Consider the following 19,711-nt stretch of genomic DNA (forward strand, 5'->3'; position numbering starts at 1 on the left):
CTCTGCTTGGGAATGCATCAACAGGACGCTCTGCGTCCGCTTTTGTGACGCAGGGCGTCACGGGCTGCATTCCCACGCAGAGCGTGGGAACGATCGAATTCCCTAGAGAATATTGGAGTAGTCCGCTTCTATCCGGTCCAGGCTCAAATGGTTGAGGAAGTTCGAGAAGCACATCCATGCTGCCAGCGCATTCATGTCGCGAAACTGCTCGGGCAGGTACTTGGGCGGTACCACCAGGCCTTCGTCGACCAGTTGGCGCAGGGTGCGCATGTCTTCCAGCGTGGTCTTGCCGCAGAACAGCAGCGGCACTTGTTCCAGCTTGCCTTTGCGCACGGCGAGCTGGATGTAGTTGTAAACCATGATAAAGCCCTTGAGGTAGGACAAATCCTTGGTAAACGGCAGCCCGTTCGGCACCGAGCCGCGAAACACCCGGCTGGCGTTGCCGTAGCTCTCGGCCATTTCAAAACCCTGTTCGCGGAAGAACTCGAACACCTGCAAAAAGTCAGCGCCCTCTTCCACCATATGGATGGCGCGGGTGCGGTTGGTCAGCTTGCGAAGGCGGCTGGGGTAAGAGGCAAAGGTGATGATCTCCATCAGGATCGCCAGGCCTTCCTGGGTCACGGTGGACGATGGCGGGCCCTTGGACAGGAAGGTGCAGATAGGCTGGTTCTGGCCGTTGAGCGTGGTGCCGACATGCACCAGACCTTCATGCACTTCCAGGGCACGCACGTCACGGTCGTTGAACATCGCGTCGGCGCGGATCTTGATGTAGTCGGCGCCCGCTGCAGCGTCAGCGACGATGCCATCGGACTCGAACACGCGGATGGTTTCTTCGGCCTCGCCAAACACCTTGTTCAGGCGGGTTTGCAGCAAGGCCACGGCGTCCTTGGCGGTGAGGGTCTTGGCTTCGTCTTTCAGGTCGCCACGGCCGTCGATATTGTTCAGGTAGTCGGAGAGCATCAGGCCGAGGTCAGCCAGGGTCGGGTCGCCAGCGTGGAAGGCATCGGAGGCAGCGCCGTAGAGCTCCTGGGAAATCAGCCCGAAATCCTCGGTGCCCCGCGCTTCAAGCATGCGCACCACCATGCGGTACTCACGGCACATGCGGCGCATGATCTGCCCCACCGGGCTGAACTGGCCGAGGCGGCGCGTGATGTCGCGCTCGATGTTCTGGAACTCCAGCTTAACTGCGCTGGAATCGAACGAGAGCGGCCGGTTCAGATAATAGTCGCGGTTCACGGCGGGCATTTCCTTGCCCTTGGCCTTGAGGAATCCCTGGCGAATGCTCTCGTCCCATTTCACGGCGTCGAGGACGCGGATCGGTGTTTGCGCCAGCACAATGCGATCGGACAAGGTGCGTATCGTCTGCTGGTAATCGTCCACCCGGTGCTTCCTCTTTAAACGTTATTTGCCCGCACGCTGGTAGCGCACAGCTTCCACGAATACATCGGCATTGGCCGGGTCATCCAGGTAGGCAAACACCTGGTCCATGGGGCTGTCAACCAGCACGCCGGTGCCTTCGACAGTCTCAACGGTGCTGCCGTGCAACGCCTTCTGCCCTATGGCTTGGCGGATCTGCTCCAGGTCGAGGTTGTAGACCACCAATTCGTGTTTTTCATCAAGTTCGAAGCCCGCAAGGATGAAATTTCCACCCAGCTTTGAAGGCAACGGCGCCGACAGGTACCAGCGGTCGCCGTGGCGCGATACCGTGAACAGGTACTCATCGCGCTGGCCCGGTTTGGTTTTAGGGTAGCTCACGGCCTTGTAACGGTGTTCGCCGACGCGGGTGATCTGCAGATTCAGCGGCTCGCCCCAGGCGTTTTTGCTCGACCATTGGCCCAACAGTTCCTTCGGCGCAGCCTCTTGGGCCGGCAGCGGCTCCTTGAAAGTCACCAGGCAACCACTGAGTAACAGGAACGACAAGGCGATTACCACGACACGCCAGGCTTTCATTGGACATCCCCCGGTGTCAGACCGAGGCCAACACCAAATGCATGTAACGCTTGAGAATCTCAAGCATCTCTTCAGCGGTCAGAGGCTCTGCGCCGCCCAGCAGGCCCTGATATTCCATCCGACTGATTATCGCCGTCAACACCTTGGCATCCTGTTGCGGCTCGCGAGAACCCAATACCTGGAAAAACTGCCCGGTGCCCTGCAACAGGATCTGCTGATGGGAGCGTACCAGTTCGGCCAGGCGTGGGTTCAGCAGGGCCTCCTGGCGAAAGGCCTGTTCGGCCATCAGGTGTTCGCGACGGTTGGTCAGTTGGCGCTGCACGTAGTCGGCGGTCAGCCGCGCGATGTCATCGGCCAGTTGCGAGCGCGACTCCGGGCTGCCATCGCCATAGGCAACCATTTCGCGCAGCAGGCCTTCGTTACGCACCCACAGATTGCCCATGAAGGCGGCGCTGCGTTCGACGTATTGGGCGAAGGTATCGGTGAGCAGGTCATCGATGTCTTTGAAGTAGTAGGTGGTGGCCGACAACGGCACCCCGGCCTCCGCCGCCACCGCGCGATGGCGCACGGCACGCACGCCGTCGCGTACCACGATACGCATGGCCGCATCGAGAATGTCTTGCCTGCGTCCCCGGCGGCTGGCCTTGCGGCCCTGGTACTGCACGCTTTCAGCCACAGCAGCAGCAATGCCGGCGGCGCCTTCTTGAGCCATTACACGGTTCACGACAGATCTTCCTTTAAGAGGTGACGCGGAGCGTCACGGGCTGCATTCCCACGCAAAGTATGGGAACGATCAGCTGGCGCCGTTTGCTTGACGCTTATATACGCCACATAAAAAAGCCGCCTTATAAAAGGCGGCTTCGGATTTCGCTACGGTTACGCTTGTGGCCGCATGTGCGGGAACAAGATCACATCGCGGATCGACGGCGAGTTGGTCAACAACATCACCAGGCGGTCGATGCCGATGCCTTCACCGGCGGTCGGCGGCATGCCGTATTCCAGGGCACGCACGAAGTCGGCGTCGTAGTGCATGGCTTCGTCGTCGCCAGCGTCCTTGTCGGCCACCTGGGCCATGAAGCGCTCAGCCTGGTCTTCCGCGTCGTTAAGCTCGGAGTAGGCGTTGGCGATTTCGCGGCCACCAATAAACAGCTCGAAACGGTCGGTGACGTTCGGGTTGTCATCGTTGCGACGGGCCAGCGGCGACACTTCGAACGGGTACTGGGTAATGAAGTGCGGCTGTTCCAGCTTGTGCTCCACCAATTCTTCGAAAATCATCACCTGCAGTTTGCCCAGGCCTTCGAAACCCAGCACCTTGGCGCCGGCTTTCTTGGCAATGGCGCGGGCCTTGTCGACGTCGGTCAGGTCGTCAGCGGTCAGCTCAGGGTTGTACTTGAGGATCGAATCGAACACCGACAGGCGCACGAACGGTTCGCCGAAGTGGAACACCTTGTCGCCGTACGGCACGTCGGTGCTGCCCAACACCAACTGCGCCAGTTCGCGGAACAGTTCTTCGGTCAGGTCCATGTTGTCTTCGTAGTCGGCGTAAGCCTGGTAGAACTCCAACATGGTGAATTCTGGGTTGTGACGAGTCGAGACGCCTTCGTTGCGGAAGTTGCGGTTGATCTCGAACACTTTCTCGAAGCCGCCGACAACGAGGCGCTTGAGGTACAGCTCCGGCGCGATGCGCAGGAACATTTCCAGGTCCAGCGCGTTGTGGTGGGTTTCGAACGGCTTGGCTGCGGCGCCACCAGGAATGGTTTGCAGCATCGGCGTTTCCACTTCCAGGAAGTCACGCTTCATCAGGAAGGCGCGGGTGTGGGCAATCACTTGCGAACGCACGCGGAAGGTGTGGCGCACGTCTTCGTTGACGATCAGGTCAACGTAGCGCTGGCGGTAGCGCTGCTCGGTGTCGGACAGGCCGTGGTGCTTGTCCGGCAGCGGGCGCAGCGATTTGGTCAGCAGGCGCACGCTGGTCATTTCAACGTACAGGTCACCCTTGCCGGAACGGGCCAGGGTGCCTTCGGCTGCGATGATGTCGCCCAGGTCCCAGGTTTTCACGGCGGCCAGGGTGTCTTCGGAGAGGGTTTTACGGTTGACGTAAACCTGGATGCGCCCGGACATGTCCTGGATCACCATGAACGAGCCACGGTTGAGCATGATGCGACCTGCCACCTTGACCGGGATCGCAGCCTCCGCCAGCTCTTCCTTGGTCTTGTCCGCGTATTGCTTCTGCAAGTCTTCGCAGTAGGCGTCGCGACGGAAGTCGTTGGGGAAGGCATTGCCCTTGGCGCGCTCGGCAGCAAGCTTTTCCTTGCGCAGGGCGATCAGGGAGTTTTCTTCCTGTTGCAGGGCTTGCGGATCGAGTTGTTGGTCGCTCATGTCTTTTGAAATTCCATCACAGGTTCGTTGCCCCCAGGCCTGCGGCCTGGGGATCGCTGGGCAAGGACTAGGCGTCCCCCCGGCTCCTACGGGATCGTGCTGTATCAGCCGATCCCGTATTGCAGTCTTACAGCCCCGATTTCAGGCTGGCTTCCAGGTATTCGTCGATATCGCCGTCGAGCACCTTATCGCAGTCGCTGCGTTCGATGTTGGTGCGCAGATCCTTGATCCGCGACGCGTCGAGCACATAAGAACGGATCTGGTGACCCCAGCCGATGTCCGACTTGGTGTCTTCCAACGCCTGGGAAGCGGCGTTGCGCTTCTGCATTTCCTGCTCGTACAACTTGGCCCGCAGCATTTTCATGGCGGTGTCCTTGTTCGCGTGCTGGGAACGTTCGTTCTGGCAGCTAACCACGGTGTTGGTCGGTACGTGGGTAATACGTACGGCCGAGTCGGTGGTGTTTACGTGCTGACCACCGGCACCGGAGGAGCGGTAGGTGTCGATACGCAGGTCTGCCGGGTTGATCTCGATTTCCACCTTGTCGTCGATCTCTGGCGAGACGAAAACAGCGGAAAACGACGTGTGGCGACGGTTGCCGGAGTCGAACGGGCTCTTGCGCACCAGGCGGTGCACGCCGATCTCGGTACGCAGCCAGCCAAAAGCGTATTCACCCTTGATGTGCACGGTCGCGCCTTTGATGCCAGCGACTTCACCGGCCGACAGCTCCATGATGGTTGCGTCGAAACCGCGTTTGTCGGCCCAGCGCAGGTACATGCGCAACAGAATGTTGGCCCAGTCCTGGGCTTCGGTGCCGCCGGAACCGGCCTGGATATCCAGGTAAGCGTTGTTCGGGTCCATTTCGTGGCTGAACATGCGACGGAATTCAAGCTTGGCGAGGTTTTCCTCGAGACGGGCCAGCTCGGCGACGACATCGCCCACTGCGCCTTCATCGTCTTCTTCGACGGCCATGTCCAGCAGGTCGCGGCAATCGCCCAGACCGGTGTTCAACTCGTCGAGGGTATCGACGATCTGCGCCAGCGCAGAGCGCTCGCGGCCCAGTTCCTGGGCGTATTCAGGTTTGTTCCAGACACTCGGATCTTCAAGCTCGCGATTGACTTCGGTCAGACGCTCATGCTTTTGATCGTAGTCAAAGATACCCCCGAATAGTTTCGGAGCGCTCGGACAGGTCCTTGATGGTGTTAAGGATCGGGTTGATTTCCATGGCGGGCAGCACTCGTTGGCGAACTTTTGAAAGCCGACGAGTATAACGACAATCGGGGGGGAACGGCAGGCCGCTTGGCGAAAAGGCGGGCTTATGTGCGATGAGGGAACCGAGTACATATCCGTTATTTGCGTAACGGCGGTTATTGGTTCCGCCCTTACGGCGGGTCACTTTTGGAAAAGAGCCCGGAATGCCGGCCCAGCCAAAAGTAATCAAAAGGGCTCTTGCCCCACCACTCGGCACCTCGCCTAGGCTCGGTGTGCCCTCACTCCGGCATCACGAAGCGGGCCGCCGCGACGGGGCGTCCCTGCCCCGTCGCGGCTAAACCGGCGTCCTGCCGGTTTACCCGCTCCGTAATACCTGCGTTCGGCCAGCGTGGTTAACGGGGCGCCTAAGATCAAGATCAAGAACAGATCAAAAGCAGAGCACGGCGGCCTAGTAGCCGACCTGAGTGGTGTAGATCAAAAGCAGGGCCGAGGCGGCCTGACAGCCGACCTGATACCGGAAGCCGATCTCGGTTTAAATATGGGAGGGCGGTGCGACGATTCGACTTGCTCCCGATGGGGGTGTATCAGTCAGCTTATCTATAGCTGCCCCCATCGGGAGCAAGTCGAATCTTCGCACCGCCCCTCCCGCACTTGGATCTCCATACATCAAATCAAAAGCACACCGCTGTTGATCTAGCCTTTGCTTCTACCACTCAGGTCGGCTACTAGGCCGCCGTGCTCTGCTTTTGATCTGTTCTTGATCTTGATCTGAAGCGCCCCGTTAACCACGCTGGCCGCACGCAGGTTTGAATCCGTGGGTAACCCGGCAGGACGCCGGGTTAGCCGCGCTGGGCCAAGGATGGCCCATCGCGGCGGCCCACGGATTCAAGCCTGCGTGCGGGCACACCGAGCCTAGGCGAGGTGCCGAGTGGTGGGGCGAAGACCTTTTGGTTACTTTTGGGTCTTTCCAAAAGTGACCCGCTGTAAGAGCGGAACCATAAGTCGCTGTTACCTAGATAACGGATATGTACTCAGGCTTACTCGATCCCCACCTGGTTACGCCCATTATTCTTGGCCGTATACAACCCCTTGTCCGCCGCCATGATCAGCTGCCGGCAATCGCTGCCTTGCACCGGCGTCATGGTCGAAAGCCCGATGCTGATGGTCAGGCTCGAGCCCTCGGCCGGGGCGATGTGCGGGATTTTCAGCGCTGCGACAGCCATGCGCAGCTTTTCGGCCACCAGGCGCGCGCCGCCGGGCGAGGTATTCGGCAGCACCAGGGCGAACTCTTCACCGCCGTAGCGCGCTGGCAGGTCCGAGGGGCGGCTGCTGGCTTCGCGGATGGCGGCAGCGACTTTGCGCAGGGCCTCATCGCCTTCGACGTGGCCGAAGCTGTCGTTGTAGGTCTTGAAGAAGTCCACGTCGATCATCAGCAACGACAGTTGGGCCTGGTCACGCAGGGCGCGGCGCCATTCCAACTCCAGGTATTCGTCGAAATGCCGGCGGTTGGACAGCCCGGTGAGGCCATCGGAGTTCATCAGCCGTTGCAGCACCAGGTTGGTGTCCAACAGTTGTTGCTGGCTGACCCGCAGCGCGCGGTAGGCCGCATCGCGCTGCAACAGGGTCATGTAGGAGCGCGAATGATAGCGAATGCGCGCCACCAGCTCGATGTTGTCCGGCAGCTTAACCAGGTAATCGTTGGCCCCGGCCGCAAACGCCGCACTCTTGATCAGCGGGTCTTCCTTGGTGGAAAGCACGATAATCGGAATATTCGCCGTGGCTGGGTGGTTGCGGTATTCGCGCACCAGGGTCAGGCCGTCCAGGCCCGGCATCACCAAGTCTTGCAGGATCACCGTCGGTTTGATGCGGATCGCCTGGGCGATCGCCTGGTGCGGGTCGGCGCAAAAGTGGAAGTCGATGTTTTCTTCATGGGCCAGGCCACGCCGCACGGCTTCGCCGATCATGGCCTGGTCGTCGACCAGCAACACCATGGCGGCATTTTCGTCGGTCTTGATGCCGTCGATCTGTAAATCATTCATGTGCAGTCACCTGAATTACTACCTGCAAGCCAGCAGCGGGAGGTTCGGATCATTTTGCAAAGACCTCCAGCAATCGGGGCGCAATTCTATCCAATGGGCGAATTTCAACAGCAGCATCAATCGCCGCCGCCGCTTTGGGCATGCCATACACCGCCGAACTCTGCTGGTCCTGAGCGATGGTCAAATATCCTTGTTCACGCATTAATTTGAGCCCCTGGGCCCCATCGCGGCCCATGCCTGTCAGCAGCACGCCGACAGCATCGCCATTCCAGTGGCTGGCCACGCTCTCGAAAAACACGTCGATGGAAGGCCGATAAATCTCGTTCACCGGTTCTGCGGTATAGGCCAGCGTGCCGTTCTTCAACAGACGAATGTGGTGATTGGTGCCAGCCAGCAGCACCACGCCACTCTGCGGCGGCTCACCTTCGAGGGCCAGGCGCACCGGCAGGCCCGAAGCGCTGCTCAACCACTCAGCCATGCCGGCGGCAAACACTTGGTCTACGTGCTGCACCAGCACGATGGCCGCCGGAAAGTCCTGTGGCAACCCCTTGAGCAGGATTTCCAGGGCCGCCGGGCCGCCGGCCGACGAACCAATCGCCACCAGGCGCTGACGTTTGCCGGTGCTGCGCTGGGGCGCGGTTTCGGCGCGCACGCGGCTGCCACGCTGGCCGATCAGCCAGCCGATATTGAGGATCTTGCGCAACAACGGCGCGGCCGCGTCCTTGGGGTTGCCCACGCCCAGCGCGGGCGTATCCACCACATCCAAGGCGCCATGGCCCATGGCTTCGAACACCCGGCTGACGTTGGCCTGGCGGTCGACGGTGACGATCACAATCGCGCACGGGGTTTGGGCCATGATCTGCCGGGTGGCTTCCACGCCGTCCATCACCGGCATGATCAGGTCCATCAGGATCAGGTCCGGGGTCAGTTCGGCGCAGCGCTGCACGGCTTCCAGGCCGTTGCTGGCCACCCACACCAGTTCGTGCGCAGGCTCGAAACTCAGGGCGCGGCGCAGCGCCTCAACGGCCATGGGCATGTCATTGACGATCGCAATCCTCATGCCCTTGCCCCTCCAATCAGTTCCACCACGGCGTCCAACAAGGCGTCGTCATGGAAACTGGCTTTGGCTAAATAATAGTCGGCGCCGGCGTCCAGCCCACGACGTCGATCTTCTTCGCGGTCCTTGTAGGACACGACCATCACCGGCAACGATTGCAAGCGTGTGTCTCGGCGCAAGAGTGTGACCAATTCAATACCGTCCATGCGAGGCATATCAATGTCAGTGATCAACAGGTCGAAGTCTTCCGAGCGCAGGGCGTTCCAGCCGTCCATGCCGTCGACCGCCACGGCCACTTCATAACCCCGATTAAGCAGCAATTTGCGTTGCAGTTCACGCACGGTGAGCGAGTCGTCCACCACCAGCACGCGTTTGCGCGGCGCTTCGGTGGCTTGCTGGCTGCGCCGGGCGATGCGTTCCAGGCGGCCGGTGTTGAGCAGCTTGTCGACCGAACGCAGCATGTCTTCGACGTCGACGATCAACACCACCGAGCCGTCATCGAGCAAGGCGCCGGCGGAAATATCCTGGACCTTGCCCAGGCGGTCATCCAGCGGCAACACCACCAAGGTGCGTTCGCCAATGAAGCGCTCTACCGCAATGCCGTATACCGCATCGCGCTCGCGGATTACCACGACTTTCAGCGTTTCTTGGCTGTTTTGCCCCGGCGGGCGCTGCAACAATTGGCTGGCGGCGACCAGGCCGACATGCCGGCCCTCATGCCAGAAATGCTGGCGGCCTTCCAGTTGCACGATGTCATCCGGCGCCAGGTCGCACATGCGTTCGATGTGGGCCAACGAAAAGGCGTAGGCCTCTTCGCCGACTTCCACCACCAGGCTGCGCACCACCGACAGGGTCAGGGGCACCTCCAGGTGGAAGCGACTGCCCTGCCCCGCCGTCTGTTCCAGCACCACCGCACCGCGCAATTGGCGGACCATGTGCTGCACCGCGTCCAGGCCAACGCCGCGCCCGGACACTTCGGTGACCTTGTCGCGCAGGCTAAAACCCGGCAGGAACAGGAACGTCAGCAGCTCTTCTTCGCTCAGGCGCAGGGCGGTTTCAACGGGCGACAGGTGCCGGTCGACGATGGTACCGCGCAGGCGCTCCAGGTCGACGCCATTACCGTCATCGCTCAGTTCCAGCACCAACAGGCCGGCCTGATGGGACGCTCGCAGGCGGATCAGGCCTTCCGCCGGTTTGCCCGCCAGCACACGTTGGTCAGGCATTTCGATGCCGTGGTCGACGGCATTGCGCAATAAGTGGGTAAGCGGCGCCTCGAGCTTTTCCAGGACGTCGCGGTCGACCTGGGTTTTTTCGCCCTCGATTTCCAGGCGTACCTGCTTGCCCAGGCTGCGACCGAGGTCACGCACCATGCGTACCTGCCCGGCGAGCACATCGGCAAACGGCCGCATGCGACAGGCCAGCGCCGTGTCGTAGAGCACCTGCGCGCGCTGCCCGGCCTGCCAGCCAAACTCATCCAGCTCGGCGGTTTTTTCCGCCAGCAATGCCTGGGCTTCGCTCAGCAGGCGGCGGGTATCGGACAAGGCTTCCTGGGCTTCCAGGCCCAGACCGAGGGTCTTGAGTTGGCCATCCAAGTTGTCCAGGGCGCGCACGCTGTTGCTTTGAATACGCTTGAGGCGCTGCAGGCTGGCCAGGTACGGCTTGAGCCGCTGGGTTTCCACCAGGGATTTGCTGGACAGGTCCAACAGGCTGTTCAAGCGCTCGGCGGTGACCCGCAGCACGCGTTCGCCGCCTTCGGTCATGCGCTTATTCTGGCGCGGCGGCTCGCTGCTGACGGGCGGTGCGGGTTCCGGCTCGGGTGGCAGTGCTTCAACGACCGGTGCTGGCGCTGCCGGCGGTGGGGCGACTTTGGCCGTCAGCTGCGACGGGGCAAGCAGGCGCTCCATCAGCGCCACATAGGCCTCGATATCCGCAGGGCCCACGGTGTTGCCGGGCGTAGCGACGCGCATCAGCAGGTCGGTGCCCTGCAGTAACGCATCAATGTGTTCGGGTTGCAGGTACAGGCGACCTTCCTGGGCGCTGACCAGGCAATCCTCCATGACATGGGCCACGCTAACCCCGGCGTCCACCCCGACAATCCGCGCCGCACCTTTAAGTGAATGCGCGGCACGCATGCAGGCTTCGAGCTGGTCGGCCTGGGTCGGGTTGCGTTCCAGGGCCAGCAGCCCGGCGCTCAAGACCTGGGTCTGCGCATCGGCTTCCAGGCTGAACAGTTCCAGCAGCGACGCATCGCGCATCTGGTCGGGGGTCATGTGAGGCTCCGGGTCACGGCGGACAACAATTGCGCCTCATCCAGCCAACGCAGGCTGCGGCCTTTCCACTGCAATACACCCTGGGTGAAACGCCCACTGGCCTGGGTGCCGGAGGCCGACGATGCCTTCAGCGTGCGCTCGTCGATGGCATGGATGCCGTCGACTTCGTCCACCGGCACCACCACCGGGCCGTCCTGCGCGGCGATGATCAACATGCGCGGCATGATCCGCCCACTGCTGGCGCCGTTGTGAGTGCTGTCCAGACCGAGCAGTTCCACCAGCGACAGGCACGCCACCAGGGCACCGCGCACATTGGCCACGCCGAGCAACGCGCGGGATCGCTGGTGCGGCAAGGAGTGAATCGGTTGCAACGGCGCCACTTCCACCAGGCAGCGAGTGGCGATGCCCAGCCACTCTTCGCCAAGACGGAATATCAGCAGGGAACGGGTGACAATATCTTCATCGCCCTCGGCAGCGGCCACCGGGCGGCGATCCTCCTGCTGCAAGGCATACCGGTCCAGCAAGCGGGTGGCGGCGGCGGAGTACACCGAGCAATTGCGGCAGTGAATGTGGTCGGCGAGCAGCGGGCAGGACCTGTCGCCGTGGATGCCAATACGGTTCCAGCAATCATCAATGGCTTGGGTGTCGGCCACGGCCAGGCCTAGGTCCAGGCCAGCGGTATCGAGCGCGTCTGGGCTACTCATCGTTTGAACTCACTGTCAGCTCGCTCGCTACGGGCGGCCCGCGCCTGCAAACGGCGCGCCCCCGCACTGTCACCCTGGGATTCAAGCAACGCGGCCAGGTGCATCAAGGCCTGCGAATGCTGCGGTTCCAGGTACAAGGCTTTTCGATAATACCCCTGCGCTTCCAGGACGCTTCCGGCCACATCGCTGAGCAGCCCCAGCCAGTAAAACACCTGGGCGGCCGGCGGGTGGTTGCTCAAATAACGCTCACAGGCGGCACGGGCCTCGGCACTTTTACCTTCGTTGGCCAAAGTGGCGATCTGGCTGAGCAAGTCGCTGGCGTCGGACTGCGGCGATTTGATCGGCACCACCGGAGCGCTGACCGCGCTGAACGGTCGCGGCGTGAACGGGATCGGCGCCGAACTGCGCTGTGGCGCGGGCGCGGGCATCGGTACAAACACCGGCTCAGGCTTGACCGGCTCGGTCTGCCGACTGAACGCAAATGACTGCGGCACACCAATCGAGCGCATGCCATGGCGCCCCAGCAGGCTACCCTCGGCGGGGCCGATGAACAGCACGCCATCCACGTGGGTCAGGCCTTTGAGCACGTCGAACACCTGTTTTTGCGTCGGCTGGTCGAAATAGATCAGCAGGTTGCGGCAAAACACAAAGTCATAGCTCGGTTCATTGGCGAGCAGCGCAGGGTCGAGCAGGTTGCCGACCTGCAGGCGCACTTGTTCACGCACCCGGTCGGCGAGGTGGTAGCCGTCGGCCTGCTCGATGAAATGGCGCTCGCGAAACTCGAGATCGCCGCCGCGAAACGAATTTTTCCCATACACGCCGCGCCGGGCGCGTTCCACCGACAGCGGGCTGACGTCAAGGCCCAGCACCTTGAACTGGTGCGGCGCCAAGCCGGCGTCGAGCAAGGCCATGGCGATCGAGTAGGGTTCTTCGCCGGTGGAACATGGCAGGCTGAGAATGCGCAGGGCGCGCATCTGATTGATCTCGGCCAGGCGCACCTTGGCCAGGCGAGCCAGGGTCGCAAAGGATTCGGGGTAACGGAAAAACCAGGTCTCGGGGACGATCACCGCTTCGATCAGCGCTTGCTGTTCGTCGTGGGAGCTTTGCAGGTGCTGCCAGTAATCATCCGCCGTCTGTGCCTGCACGGCCTGGCTGCGCTGGCGCACGGCACGCTCGATGATCGCCTCGCCGACCGACGCTACGTCCAGGCCGATGCGCTCCTTAAGGAAGGCAAAGAAGCGCGGGTCGTTGCTCATAGGCTCAGCTCGGTGGAGAACAGCATGGCACGCACGGGCTCGGTGAGCAGTTCGTTGACGCCAACCCACTGCATCAGGCCCAAGGCGTCTTCACGCACCTGCCCCAGGTACGGCGCCTCGCGGTTGTCCAGGCCATAAGGCTTGAACTCCGCCAGGTCGCACCGCAGGGTCTCGGTGGCCTGTTCCAGAATCAGCCCCAGCCAGCGCGCCGCGACCCAGGGTTCTGGCTGGTAATTGACCAGCACCAGCCGTGTGCTGGTGCGGGTCTGGGCTGGTGTGCCGAAGGTCAGGGCGCAGAGGTCGATCACCGGCACCAACGCGCCGCGATGGGCGAAGATGCCCGCCACCCACAGCGGCGCGTGGGCGATGGGTTTGAGTGGCAGGCGCGGCAGCACCTCGGCCACTTCAGTGGCCCTGAGGGCAAAACGTTCGTTGCCGATGTGGAACACCAGGAACAACGCCTTTTTCGCTGCCGGGACGGCGCCGCGTTTAGCCGCGAGGTCGCTCATCAGACTTTGAAACGCGACACGCCGCTGCGCAGACCCACCGCAACCTGGCTCAGCTCATCAATGGCAAAGCTGGCCTGGCGCAGGGATTCCACGGTCTGGCTACTGGCATCGCCCAGTTGCACCAGGGCGTGGTTGATCTGCTCGGCACCGGTGGCCTGGGCCTGCATGCCTTCGTTGACCATCAACACGCGCGGCGCCAGCGCCTGTACCTGGTGGATGATCTGCGACAGTTGTTCGCCCACTTGCTGCACTTCGAACATGCCGCGGCGGACTTCTTCGGAGAACTTGTCCATGCCCATCACCCCGGCGGACACCGCCGATTGAATCTCACGCACCATTTGCTCGATATCGTAGGTCGCCACGGCGGTCTGGTCAGCCAGGCGCCGCACTTCGGTGGCCACCACGGCAAAACCGCGACCGTACTCACCGGCCTTTTCAGCCTCGATGGCGGCATTGAGCGACAGCAGGTTGGTCTGGTCGGCCACCTTGACGATGGTCACCACCACTTGGTTTATGTTGCCGGCCTTCTCGTTGAGGATCGCCAGCTTGGCGTTGACCAGCTCGGCGGCGCCCATCACCGAGTGCATGGTTTCTTCCATACGTGCCAGGCCTTGCTGGCCGGAACCGGCGGCAACCGAGGCTTGGTCGGCAGCAGTGGACACTTCGGTCATGGTGCGAACCAAGTCCTTGGAAGTGGCAGCGATTTCCCGCGAAGTAGCGCCGATCTCCGTAGTGGTCGCAGCGGTTTCAGTGGCAGTGGCCTGTTGCTGCTTGGAGGTGGCGGCGATCTCGGTCACCGACGTGGTGACCTGCACCGACGAGCGTTGCGCCTGGGACACCAGGGCGGTCAGCTCGGTCATCATGTCGTTGAAGCCGGTCTCGACAGCACCGAATTCGTCCTTGCGCTCCAGGTTCAAGCGTTTGCTCAGGTCGCCGGTGCGCATGGTGTCGAGGATTTCAACGATGCGCTTCATCGGCGCCATGATCGCGCGCATCAGCAGCAGACCACAGAGGCCAGCGGCGAGAATGGCGATGACCAACGACACGGCCATGCTGATCTTCGCCGACAGCACGGACTCATCAATGGCCGCCGTGGCTCGGTCGGACACACTCTTGTTTTCGGTGATGATGTCGTTGAGCTTCATGCGCCCTTCGGTCCAGACCGGCGTCAATTGCTCTTCCAGCAACACATTCGCCCCGTGCAGGTCATTCGCGTCAACACGCGCCAGCACCTCGGCAAGGATCCTGTTGTAGTTGGTGTGCGCCGCCTTGAAGTTATCGAACTCCATGCGGTCAGCCTGGCTATGAATGGTTTTTTCGTAGTTGGCCATCTGCTGTTCAATACGCGCTTCGAAGGACTTGTAGTCCGTCTTGTCGGCATTGGTGAAAGTTTTATCGTCGCGCAGGCCGATGATATCAATGGTCTGCAAATAGCTGTCGACCCACGCGCTGCGGATCATCGAACTGAGATAGACGCCCGGCACCGCATCGTCACGGACCGCTTCCTGGCTGGTTTCGATCTTCAGCAACCGTGAGTAGGACACGACAACCATCAGCAGCATGATCGCGATAATCACCGCAAAGCTCGCCAAAATCCGCTGGCGCAAGGTCCAATTCTTCACAGTATTTCCTCGAGGGGCCGATCAAATGCCGAGGAGTATAGCTGAGCACATGCCCTCATTTATCAACGGGTTTCGATGTAGGGCGCTACACGATGCAAATGTGAGAGGGGCTTGCTCCCGATGGGGGTGGGTCAGCTACAGATAAGCTGACTGACACACCGCCATCGGGAGCAAGCCCCTCTCACATTTGGATCTGCGTACGACACGTATTTACTGGTTAAGGCGCACCTGCTTCTCCAGCTCGACCTTCAAGCCGGGCTCCAACTTGAGTTGCCGGGCCAGTTCATCAAGGTAGGACTTCTCCATGAAGTTCTCCTCATCCACCAGCATCACGCTGGCGATGTACATCTCGGCGGCCATTTCAGGCGTGCCTGCCGCCCGCGCCACATCGGCAGGATCCAGCGGTTTATTCAACTCGGCGTGCAGCCAGCTTTGCAGCTCGCGGTCGTTATCCAGCTTGGTGAATTCCCCCTCGATCAGCGCGCGCTCACGCTCATCCACATGCCCATCGGCCTTGGCTGCGGCCACCAGTGCCTTGAGGATGGCCTGGCTGTGCTGCTCGACCTGGGCCGGTGGCAGGCGGTCGATGGTTTGCGGTTCGCCTTGGGGCGCGCTGGCCTGTTGCGCCTGCCAGTTACCGTAGGCCTTGTAGGCAATCACACCCAACGCCGCCAAGCCGCCGTAGGTCAGGGCCTTGCCGCCGAACTTGCGCGCTTTTTTGTTACCCAGCAGCAGGCCCATGGCCCCGGCCGCCAGGGCGCCGCCGCCTGCTCCGCCGAGCAAACTGCCGAGGCCGCCACCACCAAGCAATCCGCCCAAGGCACCTTTATCGTCGGATTTACGCTGACCGCCAGCCTTGTTCTGCAACATGTCCTGACCAGACTTGAGCAACTGATCGAGCAATCCACGGGTATTCATTCGTAGCCTCCAGACACTAGGGTTCATAGGACCAATAGGCCCTCAGCGTAAAACTAAGTGCCAAAAAGCCCCGATCTAGAGTGCTTCCAGATGTAACGCGCTCTTGCAGCGGCCCTAATAAAGCCACCGGGTTATTTCAGGTATTCCACGGGGTCTGGTTTTGGGGCTGCTTCGCAGCCCAACGCGGGGCAGGCCCGCTCGCCACAATGGGCTCGCTCGCCAGGCCCCCTGCATGTCAGGAAACACCTTGTTTCATATGCAACGCCATCACCCCGCCATCAATCAATTTTCCTTCCCCACCGAACCGCTTAAGCTATCCGGCGTCTGTTTAATGTCCGTTGCGTTTGGCCGAAGGCATGTCCGAACCGTAATTTCTGATCCGCTACGTGCCAGGAACGGCGCGGGATTTGCTCACGACAGGTTGTCTCTATGCACCGCAGGAATTTGCTCAAAGCGTCCATGGCCATTGCGGCTTACACCGGTTTATCGGCCAGCGGCCTGCTCGCCGCGCAGGCTTGGGCCGGGAACCGTGCCGCCGATGGCAAGGCCGTGGCGTTCGACTTCGAAACGCTCAAGGCCCAGGCCAAGCAGCTCGCAACCCGTGGCTACCAGGACACCAAACAGGTGCTGCCGCCGACCCTGGCGACTATGACCCCGCAGAATTTCAACGCCATCGGTTACGACGGCAACCATTCGTTGTGGAAGGAATTGAACGGCCAGCTGGACGTGCAGTTCTTCCACGTTGGCATGGGTTTCAAGACGCCGGTGCGCATGCACAGCGTTGACCCCAAGACCCGTGAAGCCCGCGAAGTGCACTTCCGCCCTTCGCTGTTCAACTATGAAAAAACCACGGTCGACACCAAACAGTTGACCGGCGACCTGGGTTTCTCAGGCTTCAAGCTGTTCAAGGCGCCGGAACTGGATCGCCACGACGTGCTGTCGTTTCTCGGCGCCAGCTACTTCCGCGCGGTGGATTCCACCGGCCAGTACGGCCTTTCCGCACGCGGCCTGGCGATTGATACCTACGCGAAGAAGCGCGAGGAATTCCCCGACTTCACGCAGTTCTGGTTCGAAACGCCGGACAAGAACGCCACGCGCTTCGTGGTCTACGCCCTGCTCGACTCGCCCAGTGCAACCGGCGCCTACCGCTTCGATATCGACTGCCAGGCCAACCAGGTAGTGATGGCCATCGACGCCAACATCAATGCGCGTACCGCTATCGAACAACTGGGCATCGCCCCGATGACCAGCATGTTCAGCTGCGGCACTCATGAACGGCGGATGTGCGACACCATCCACCCGCAAATCCACGATTCAGACCGCCTGGCGATGTGGCGCGGGAATGGCGAGTGGATCTGCCGCCCGCTGAACAACCCGGCCAAGCTGCAATTCAACGCATTTGCCGACACCGACCCGAAAGGCTTCGGCCTGGTGCAGACCGACCACGAGTTCGCCAGCTACCAGGACACCGTCGACTGGTACAGCAAGCGTCCGAGCCTGTGGGTAGAACCAACCACCGCCTGGGGCGAAGGCTCGATCGACCTGCTGGAAATCCCCACCACGGGCGAAACCCTGGACAATATAGTGGCCTTCTGGACCCCGAAAAAACCCGTGGCAGCGGGCGAATCACTCAACTACGGCTACAAACTGTACTGGAGCGCCCTACCGCCGGTGAGCACGCCGTTGGCACAAGTCGACGCCACGCGTTCAGGCATGGGCGGCTTTACGGAAGGGTGGGCACCCGGCGAGCACTACCCGCAAGTCTGGGCACGGCGTTTTGCCGTGGACTTCAAGGGCGGTGGCCTGGATCGCCTGCCACCCGGCACCGGGATCGAACCGGTGGTGACGTGTTCCCACGGCCAGGTGAAGGATTTCAGCGTGCTGGTGCTCGACAGCATCAAGGGCTACCGCATCCTGTTCGACTGGTACCCGACCAGCGACAGCGTAGAACCGGTGGAACTGCGCCTGTTTATTCGAACCCAGGACCGCACCTTGAGTGAAACCTGGTTGTACCAGTACTTCCCGCCGGCACCGGACCAGCGCAAGTACACCTGACACCGATCATTCCCGCGCTCTGCGTGGGAATGCCGCCCGAGAAGCTCCGCGTCCACCTCACGTCCTGCGCAAGGGCGACGCGGAGCGTCACGGTATACATTCCCACTTAGAGCGTGGAACGATCGTATGAACGACTAGAACCGCGACACACTCTTCATCGCCCCAATCAGATACCGCATCGCCACCTGATCGTTCTCGGTCAGGGCGCGATACTGTGCCAGCAATTCGGCCTCATCCGAACTCAACCTGCGACCGCGCAAGGCCAACCTGCGCGTCAGAAAACACACTACCGCACCCGCTACACCATAGGACTTGGCCATGGACTGCTTCTCCTGATATCGAACAAATACTCCTGGTGCCCATCACCTGCCTCCCGTGAAGCGCAATGCCTACGTGGGCAAACCGAATGACTTCCTGGGCCAGAAATCAGACTCACCCTAAGAGTAGAAACAATCTCGATGCTTGTGGGATTTTTTTAGAGTATTCACTTAAATAAATTGCTTCGGTAACAAATACCTACAGCTTTATCCCACAGACCAGGCGTAAAAAAACCCACCGGGTCAGGGTGGGTTTCGATGGAACGAGCGAAAGGTCAATCCCTGAGATCAGACTCATGAATCGGCTGGTCACGGTGAGTCGCCCGTTGGTACTGCGCCGGCCAGATCGCCTTGCGCCCGCCGAGATCGTCGTCGGCGTGCAGCGGCCAGTACGGGTCTCGCAACAGTTCACGTGCGAGGAAGATGAGGTCGGCCTGGCAGGTGCGCAGGATGTGTTCGGCTTGGGCCGGTTCGGTAATCATGCCGACAGTGCCAGTGGCTATCCCCGACTCCTTGCGCACGCGCTCGGCAAAGCGCGTCTGGTAACCGGGGCCGGTGGGGATCTCGGCATTGGCGGCGGTGCCACCGGAGGACACGTCGATCAGGTCCACGCCCAGGGCCTTCAGACGGCGCGCGAGTTCCACTGTTTCATCAGGGTTCCAGCCGTCTTCCACCCAGTCGGTGGCTGACACTCGCACAAATAACGGCAGATCCTGAGGCCAGGCTTCGCGCACGGCTTCGGTGACTTGCAGCACCAGGCGGATACGGTTTTCAAAGGAACCGCCGTAGTGGTCCTGACGCTGGTTGCTCAGGGGCGAGAGAAATTGGTGCAGCAGGTAACCGTGAGCGGCGTGGATTTCCACCACTTCAAAACCGGCAGTCAATGCGCGTTTGGCGGCGGCGACAAAGTCGGCGATCACTTGCTGGATCTGCCCTTCGTCGAGCTGATTGGGTTGCGTGTGATTCGGGTCAAAGGCAATCGGCGATGGCCCCACCGGCACCCAGCCGCCCTCTTCCGACTTGACGCTGCCGTGCTTGCCGATCCAAGGACGATGGGTGCTGGCCTTGCGCCCGGCATGGGCCAGTTGAATCCCGGCCACAGCGCCTTGGGCCGCGATAAAGCGGGTGATGCGTTGCAGCGGTTCGATCTGTGCGTCGTTCCACAAGCCCAGGTCTTCGGCGGTGATGCGACCATCGGCGGTCACGGCGGTGGCTTCGGTGAAAATCAACCCGGCGCCGCCGACGGCACGGCTGCCGAGGTGGACCAGGTGCCAGTCATTGGCCAGGCCATCCACGCTTGAGTACTGGCACATCGGCGACACGGCAATGCGGTTGAGCAGGGTCAATTGGCGCAGGGTATAGGGTTCGAGCAGCTGACTCATGGCGCACCTCTTCTGGGTTCTGTGGGCACTATTCAAACAGTGC

The 19,711-nt window shown here is 61.4% G+C and carries 17 protein-coding genes; 1 reads left to right on the forward strand and 16 read right to left on the reverse strand.

The features are described from left to right. Window positions 1-102: 102 nt before the first annotated feature. From ACR52_RS02210 to ACR52_RS02275, 14 genes are all read right to left on the reverse strand, one after another. On the reverse strand, window positions 103-1,380 hold the full coding sequence (locus ACR52_RS02210) for a flavohemoglobin expression-modulating QEGLA motif protein (protein WP_048720030.1): 1,278 nt from the start codon (window positions 1,378-1,380) through the stop codon (window positions 103-105). A gap of 21 nt (window positions 1,381-1,401) precedes the next feature. Continuing rightward, window positions 1,402-1,950, reverse strand: coding sequence for a lipoprotein (locus ACR52_RS02215; RefSeq protein WP_048720032.1), 549 nt, complete (start codon window positions 1,948-1,950; stop codon window positions 1,402-1,404). 16 nt (window positions 1,951-1,966) lie between these two features. Further along, the gene (locus ACR52_RS02220) at window positions 1,967-2,674 is read right to left on the reverse strand and encodes a TetR/AcrR family transcriptional regulator (protein ID WP_082143082.1); all 708 of its coding nucleotides are present in this window, start codon (window positions 2,672-2,674) and stop codon (window positions 1,967-1,969) included. 152 nt (window positions 2,675-2,826) lie between these two features. Then, window positions 2,827-4,329, reverse strand: coding sequence for a lysine--tRNA ligase (lysS, locus tag ACR52_RS02225; protein ID WP_048720035.1), 1,503 nt, complete (start codon window positions 4,327-4,329; stop codon window positions 2,827-2,829). A 127-nt stretch (window positions 4,330-4,456) separates the two neighbouring features. Further along, window positions 4,457-5,552, reverse strand: a protein-coding gene (gene prfB / locus ACR52_RS02230) for a peptide chain release factor 2 (protein WP_152687572.1) whose coding sequence is annotated in 2 segments (ribosomal slippage) — window positions 4,457-5,479 and window positions 5,481-5,552 — 1,095 coding nt in all. Because the reading frame shifts where the segments join, the coding sequence is not laid out codon by codon here. Beyond that, window positions 5,478-5,768: a hypothetical protein gene (locus ACR52_RS30875; protein WP_173439157.1), complete on the reverse strand. Its 291-nt coding sequence runs from the start codon at window positions 5,766-5,768 to the stop codon at window positions 5,478-5,480. Before ACR52_RS30875 ends, prfB begins: the two co-directional genes overlap by 75 nt. A gap of 808 nt (window positions 5,769-6,576) precedes the next feature. Beyond that, complete coding sequence (locus ACR52_RS02240) at window positions 6,577-7,578, reverse strand: response regulator (protein WP_048720039.1); 1,002 nt, start codon at window positions 7,576-7,578, stop codon at window positions 6,577-6,579. A gap of 49 nt (window positions 7,579-7,627) precedes the next feature. Beyond that, window positions 7,628-8,638, reverse strand: a complete 1,011-nt coding sequence (gene cheB, locus ACR52_RS02245) for a chemotaxis response regulator protein-glutamate methylesterase (protein WP_048720040.1) — start codon at window positions 8,636-8,638, stop codon at window positions 7,628-7,630. Then, window positions 8,635-10,905 (reverse strand): hybrid sensor histidine kinase/response regulator, encoded by a 2,271-nt coding sequence (locus ACR52_RS02250; protein ID WP_048720043.1) that lies wholly within the window; start codon window positions 10,903-10,905, stop codon window positions 8,635-8,637. The genes cheB and ACR52_RS02250 overlap by 4 nt, the downstream gene beginning before the upstream one ends. Next, on the reverse strand, window positions 10,902-11,609 hold the full coding sequence (locus ACR52_RS02255) for a chemotaxis protein CheW (RefSeq protein ID WP_048720045.1): 708 nt from the start codon (window positions 11,607-11,609) through the stop codon (window positions 10,902-10,904). Before ACR52_RS02255 ends, ACR52_RS02250 begins: the two co-directional genes overlap by 4 nt. After that, on the reverse strand, window positions 11,606-12,865 hold the full coding sequence (locus ACR52_RS02260) for a CheR family methyltransferase (RefSeq protein WP_048720048.1): 1,260 nt from the start codon (window positions 12,863-12,865) through the stop codon (window positions 11,606-11,608). The genes ACR52_RS02255 and ACR52_RS02260 overlap by 4 nt, the downstream gene beginning before the upstream one ends. Then, window positions 12,862-13,374 (reverse strand): chemotaxis protein CheW, encoded by a 513-nt coding sequence (locus ACR52_RS02265; protein ID WP_048720050.1) that lies wholly within the window; start codon window positions 13,372-13,374, stop codon window positions 12,862-12,864. The genes ACR52_RS02260 and ACR52_RS02265 overlap by 4 nt, the downstream gene beginning before the upstream one ends. Continuing rightward, entirely contained in the window at window positions 13,374-14,996 is a 1,623-nt protein-coding gene (locus ACR52_RS02270; RefSeq protein WP_048720052.1) for a methyl-accepting chemotaxis protein, read from the reverse strand. The genes ACR52_RS02265 and ACR52_RS02270 overlap by 1 nt, the downstream gene beginning before the upstream one ends. A 210-nt stretch (window positions 14,997-15,206) precedes the next feature. Next, the gene (locus tag ACR52_RS02275; RefSeq protein WP_048720054.1) at window positions 15,207-15,914 is read right to left on the reverse strand and encodes a tellurite resistance TerB family protein; all 708 of its coding nucleotides are present in this window, start codon (window positions 15,912-15,914) and stop codon (window positions 15,207-15,209) included. A 429-nt stretch (window positions 15,915-16,343) separates the two neighbouring features. Here ACR52_RS02275 and ACR52_RS02280 point away from each other — a divergent pair, with 429 nt between their 5' ends. Continuing rightward, window positions 16,344-17,969, forward strand: coding sequence for a glucan biosynthesis protein D (locus tag ACR52_RS02280; protein WP_048720056.1), 1,626 nt, complete (start codon window positions 16,344-16,346; stop codon window positions 17,967-17,969). Between the two features lie 134 nt (window positions 17,970-18,103). Here ACR52_RS02280 and ACR52_RS02285 read toward each other — a convergent pair whose 3' ends face one another. Together ACR52_RS02285 and ACR52_RS02290 are read right to left on the reverse strand one after the other, a co-directional pair. Next, window positions 18,104-18,289, reverse strand: coding sequence for a hypothetical protein (locus ACR52_RS02285; protein WP_048720058.1), 186 nt, complete (start codon window positions 18,287-18,289; stop codon window positions 18,104-18,106). A gap of 272 nt (window positions 18,290-18,561) precedes the next feature. Next, window positions 18,562-19,668: an NADH:flavin oxidoreductase/NADH oxidase gene (locus tag ACR52_RS02290; protein ID WP_048720061.1), complete on the reverse strand. Its 1,107-nt coding sequence runs from the start codon at window positions 19,666-19,668 to the stop codon at window positions 18,562-18,564. Window positions 19,669-19,711: the final 43 nt, after the last annotated feature.

This window comes from Pseudomonas fildesensis (assembly GCF_001050345.1).
Classification (GTDB): Bacteria; Pseudomonadota; Gammaproteobacteria; order Pseudomonadales; family Pseudomonadaceae; genus Aquipseudomonas; species Aquipseudomonas fildesensis.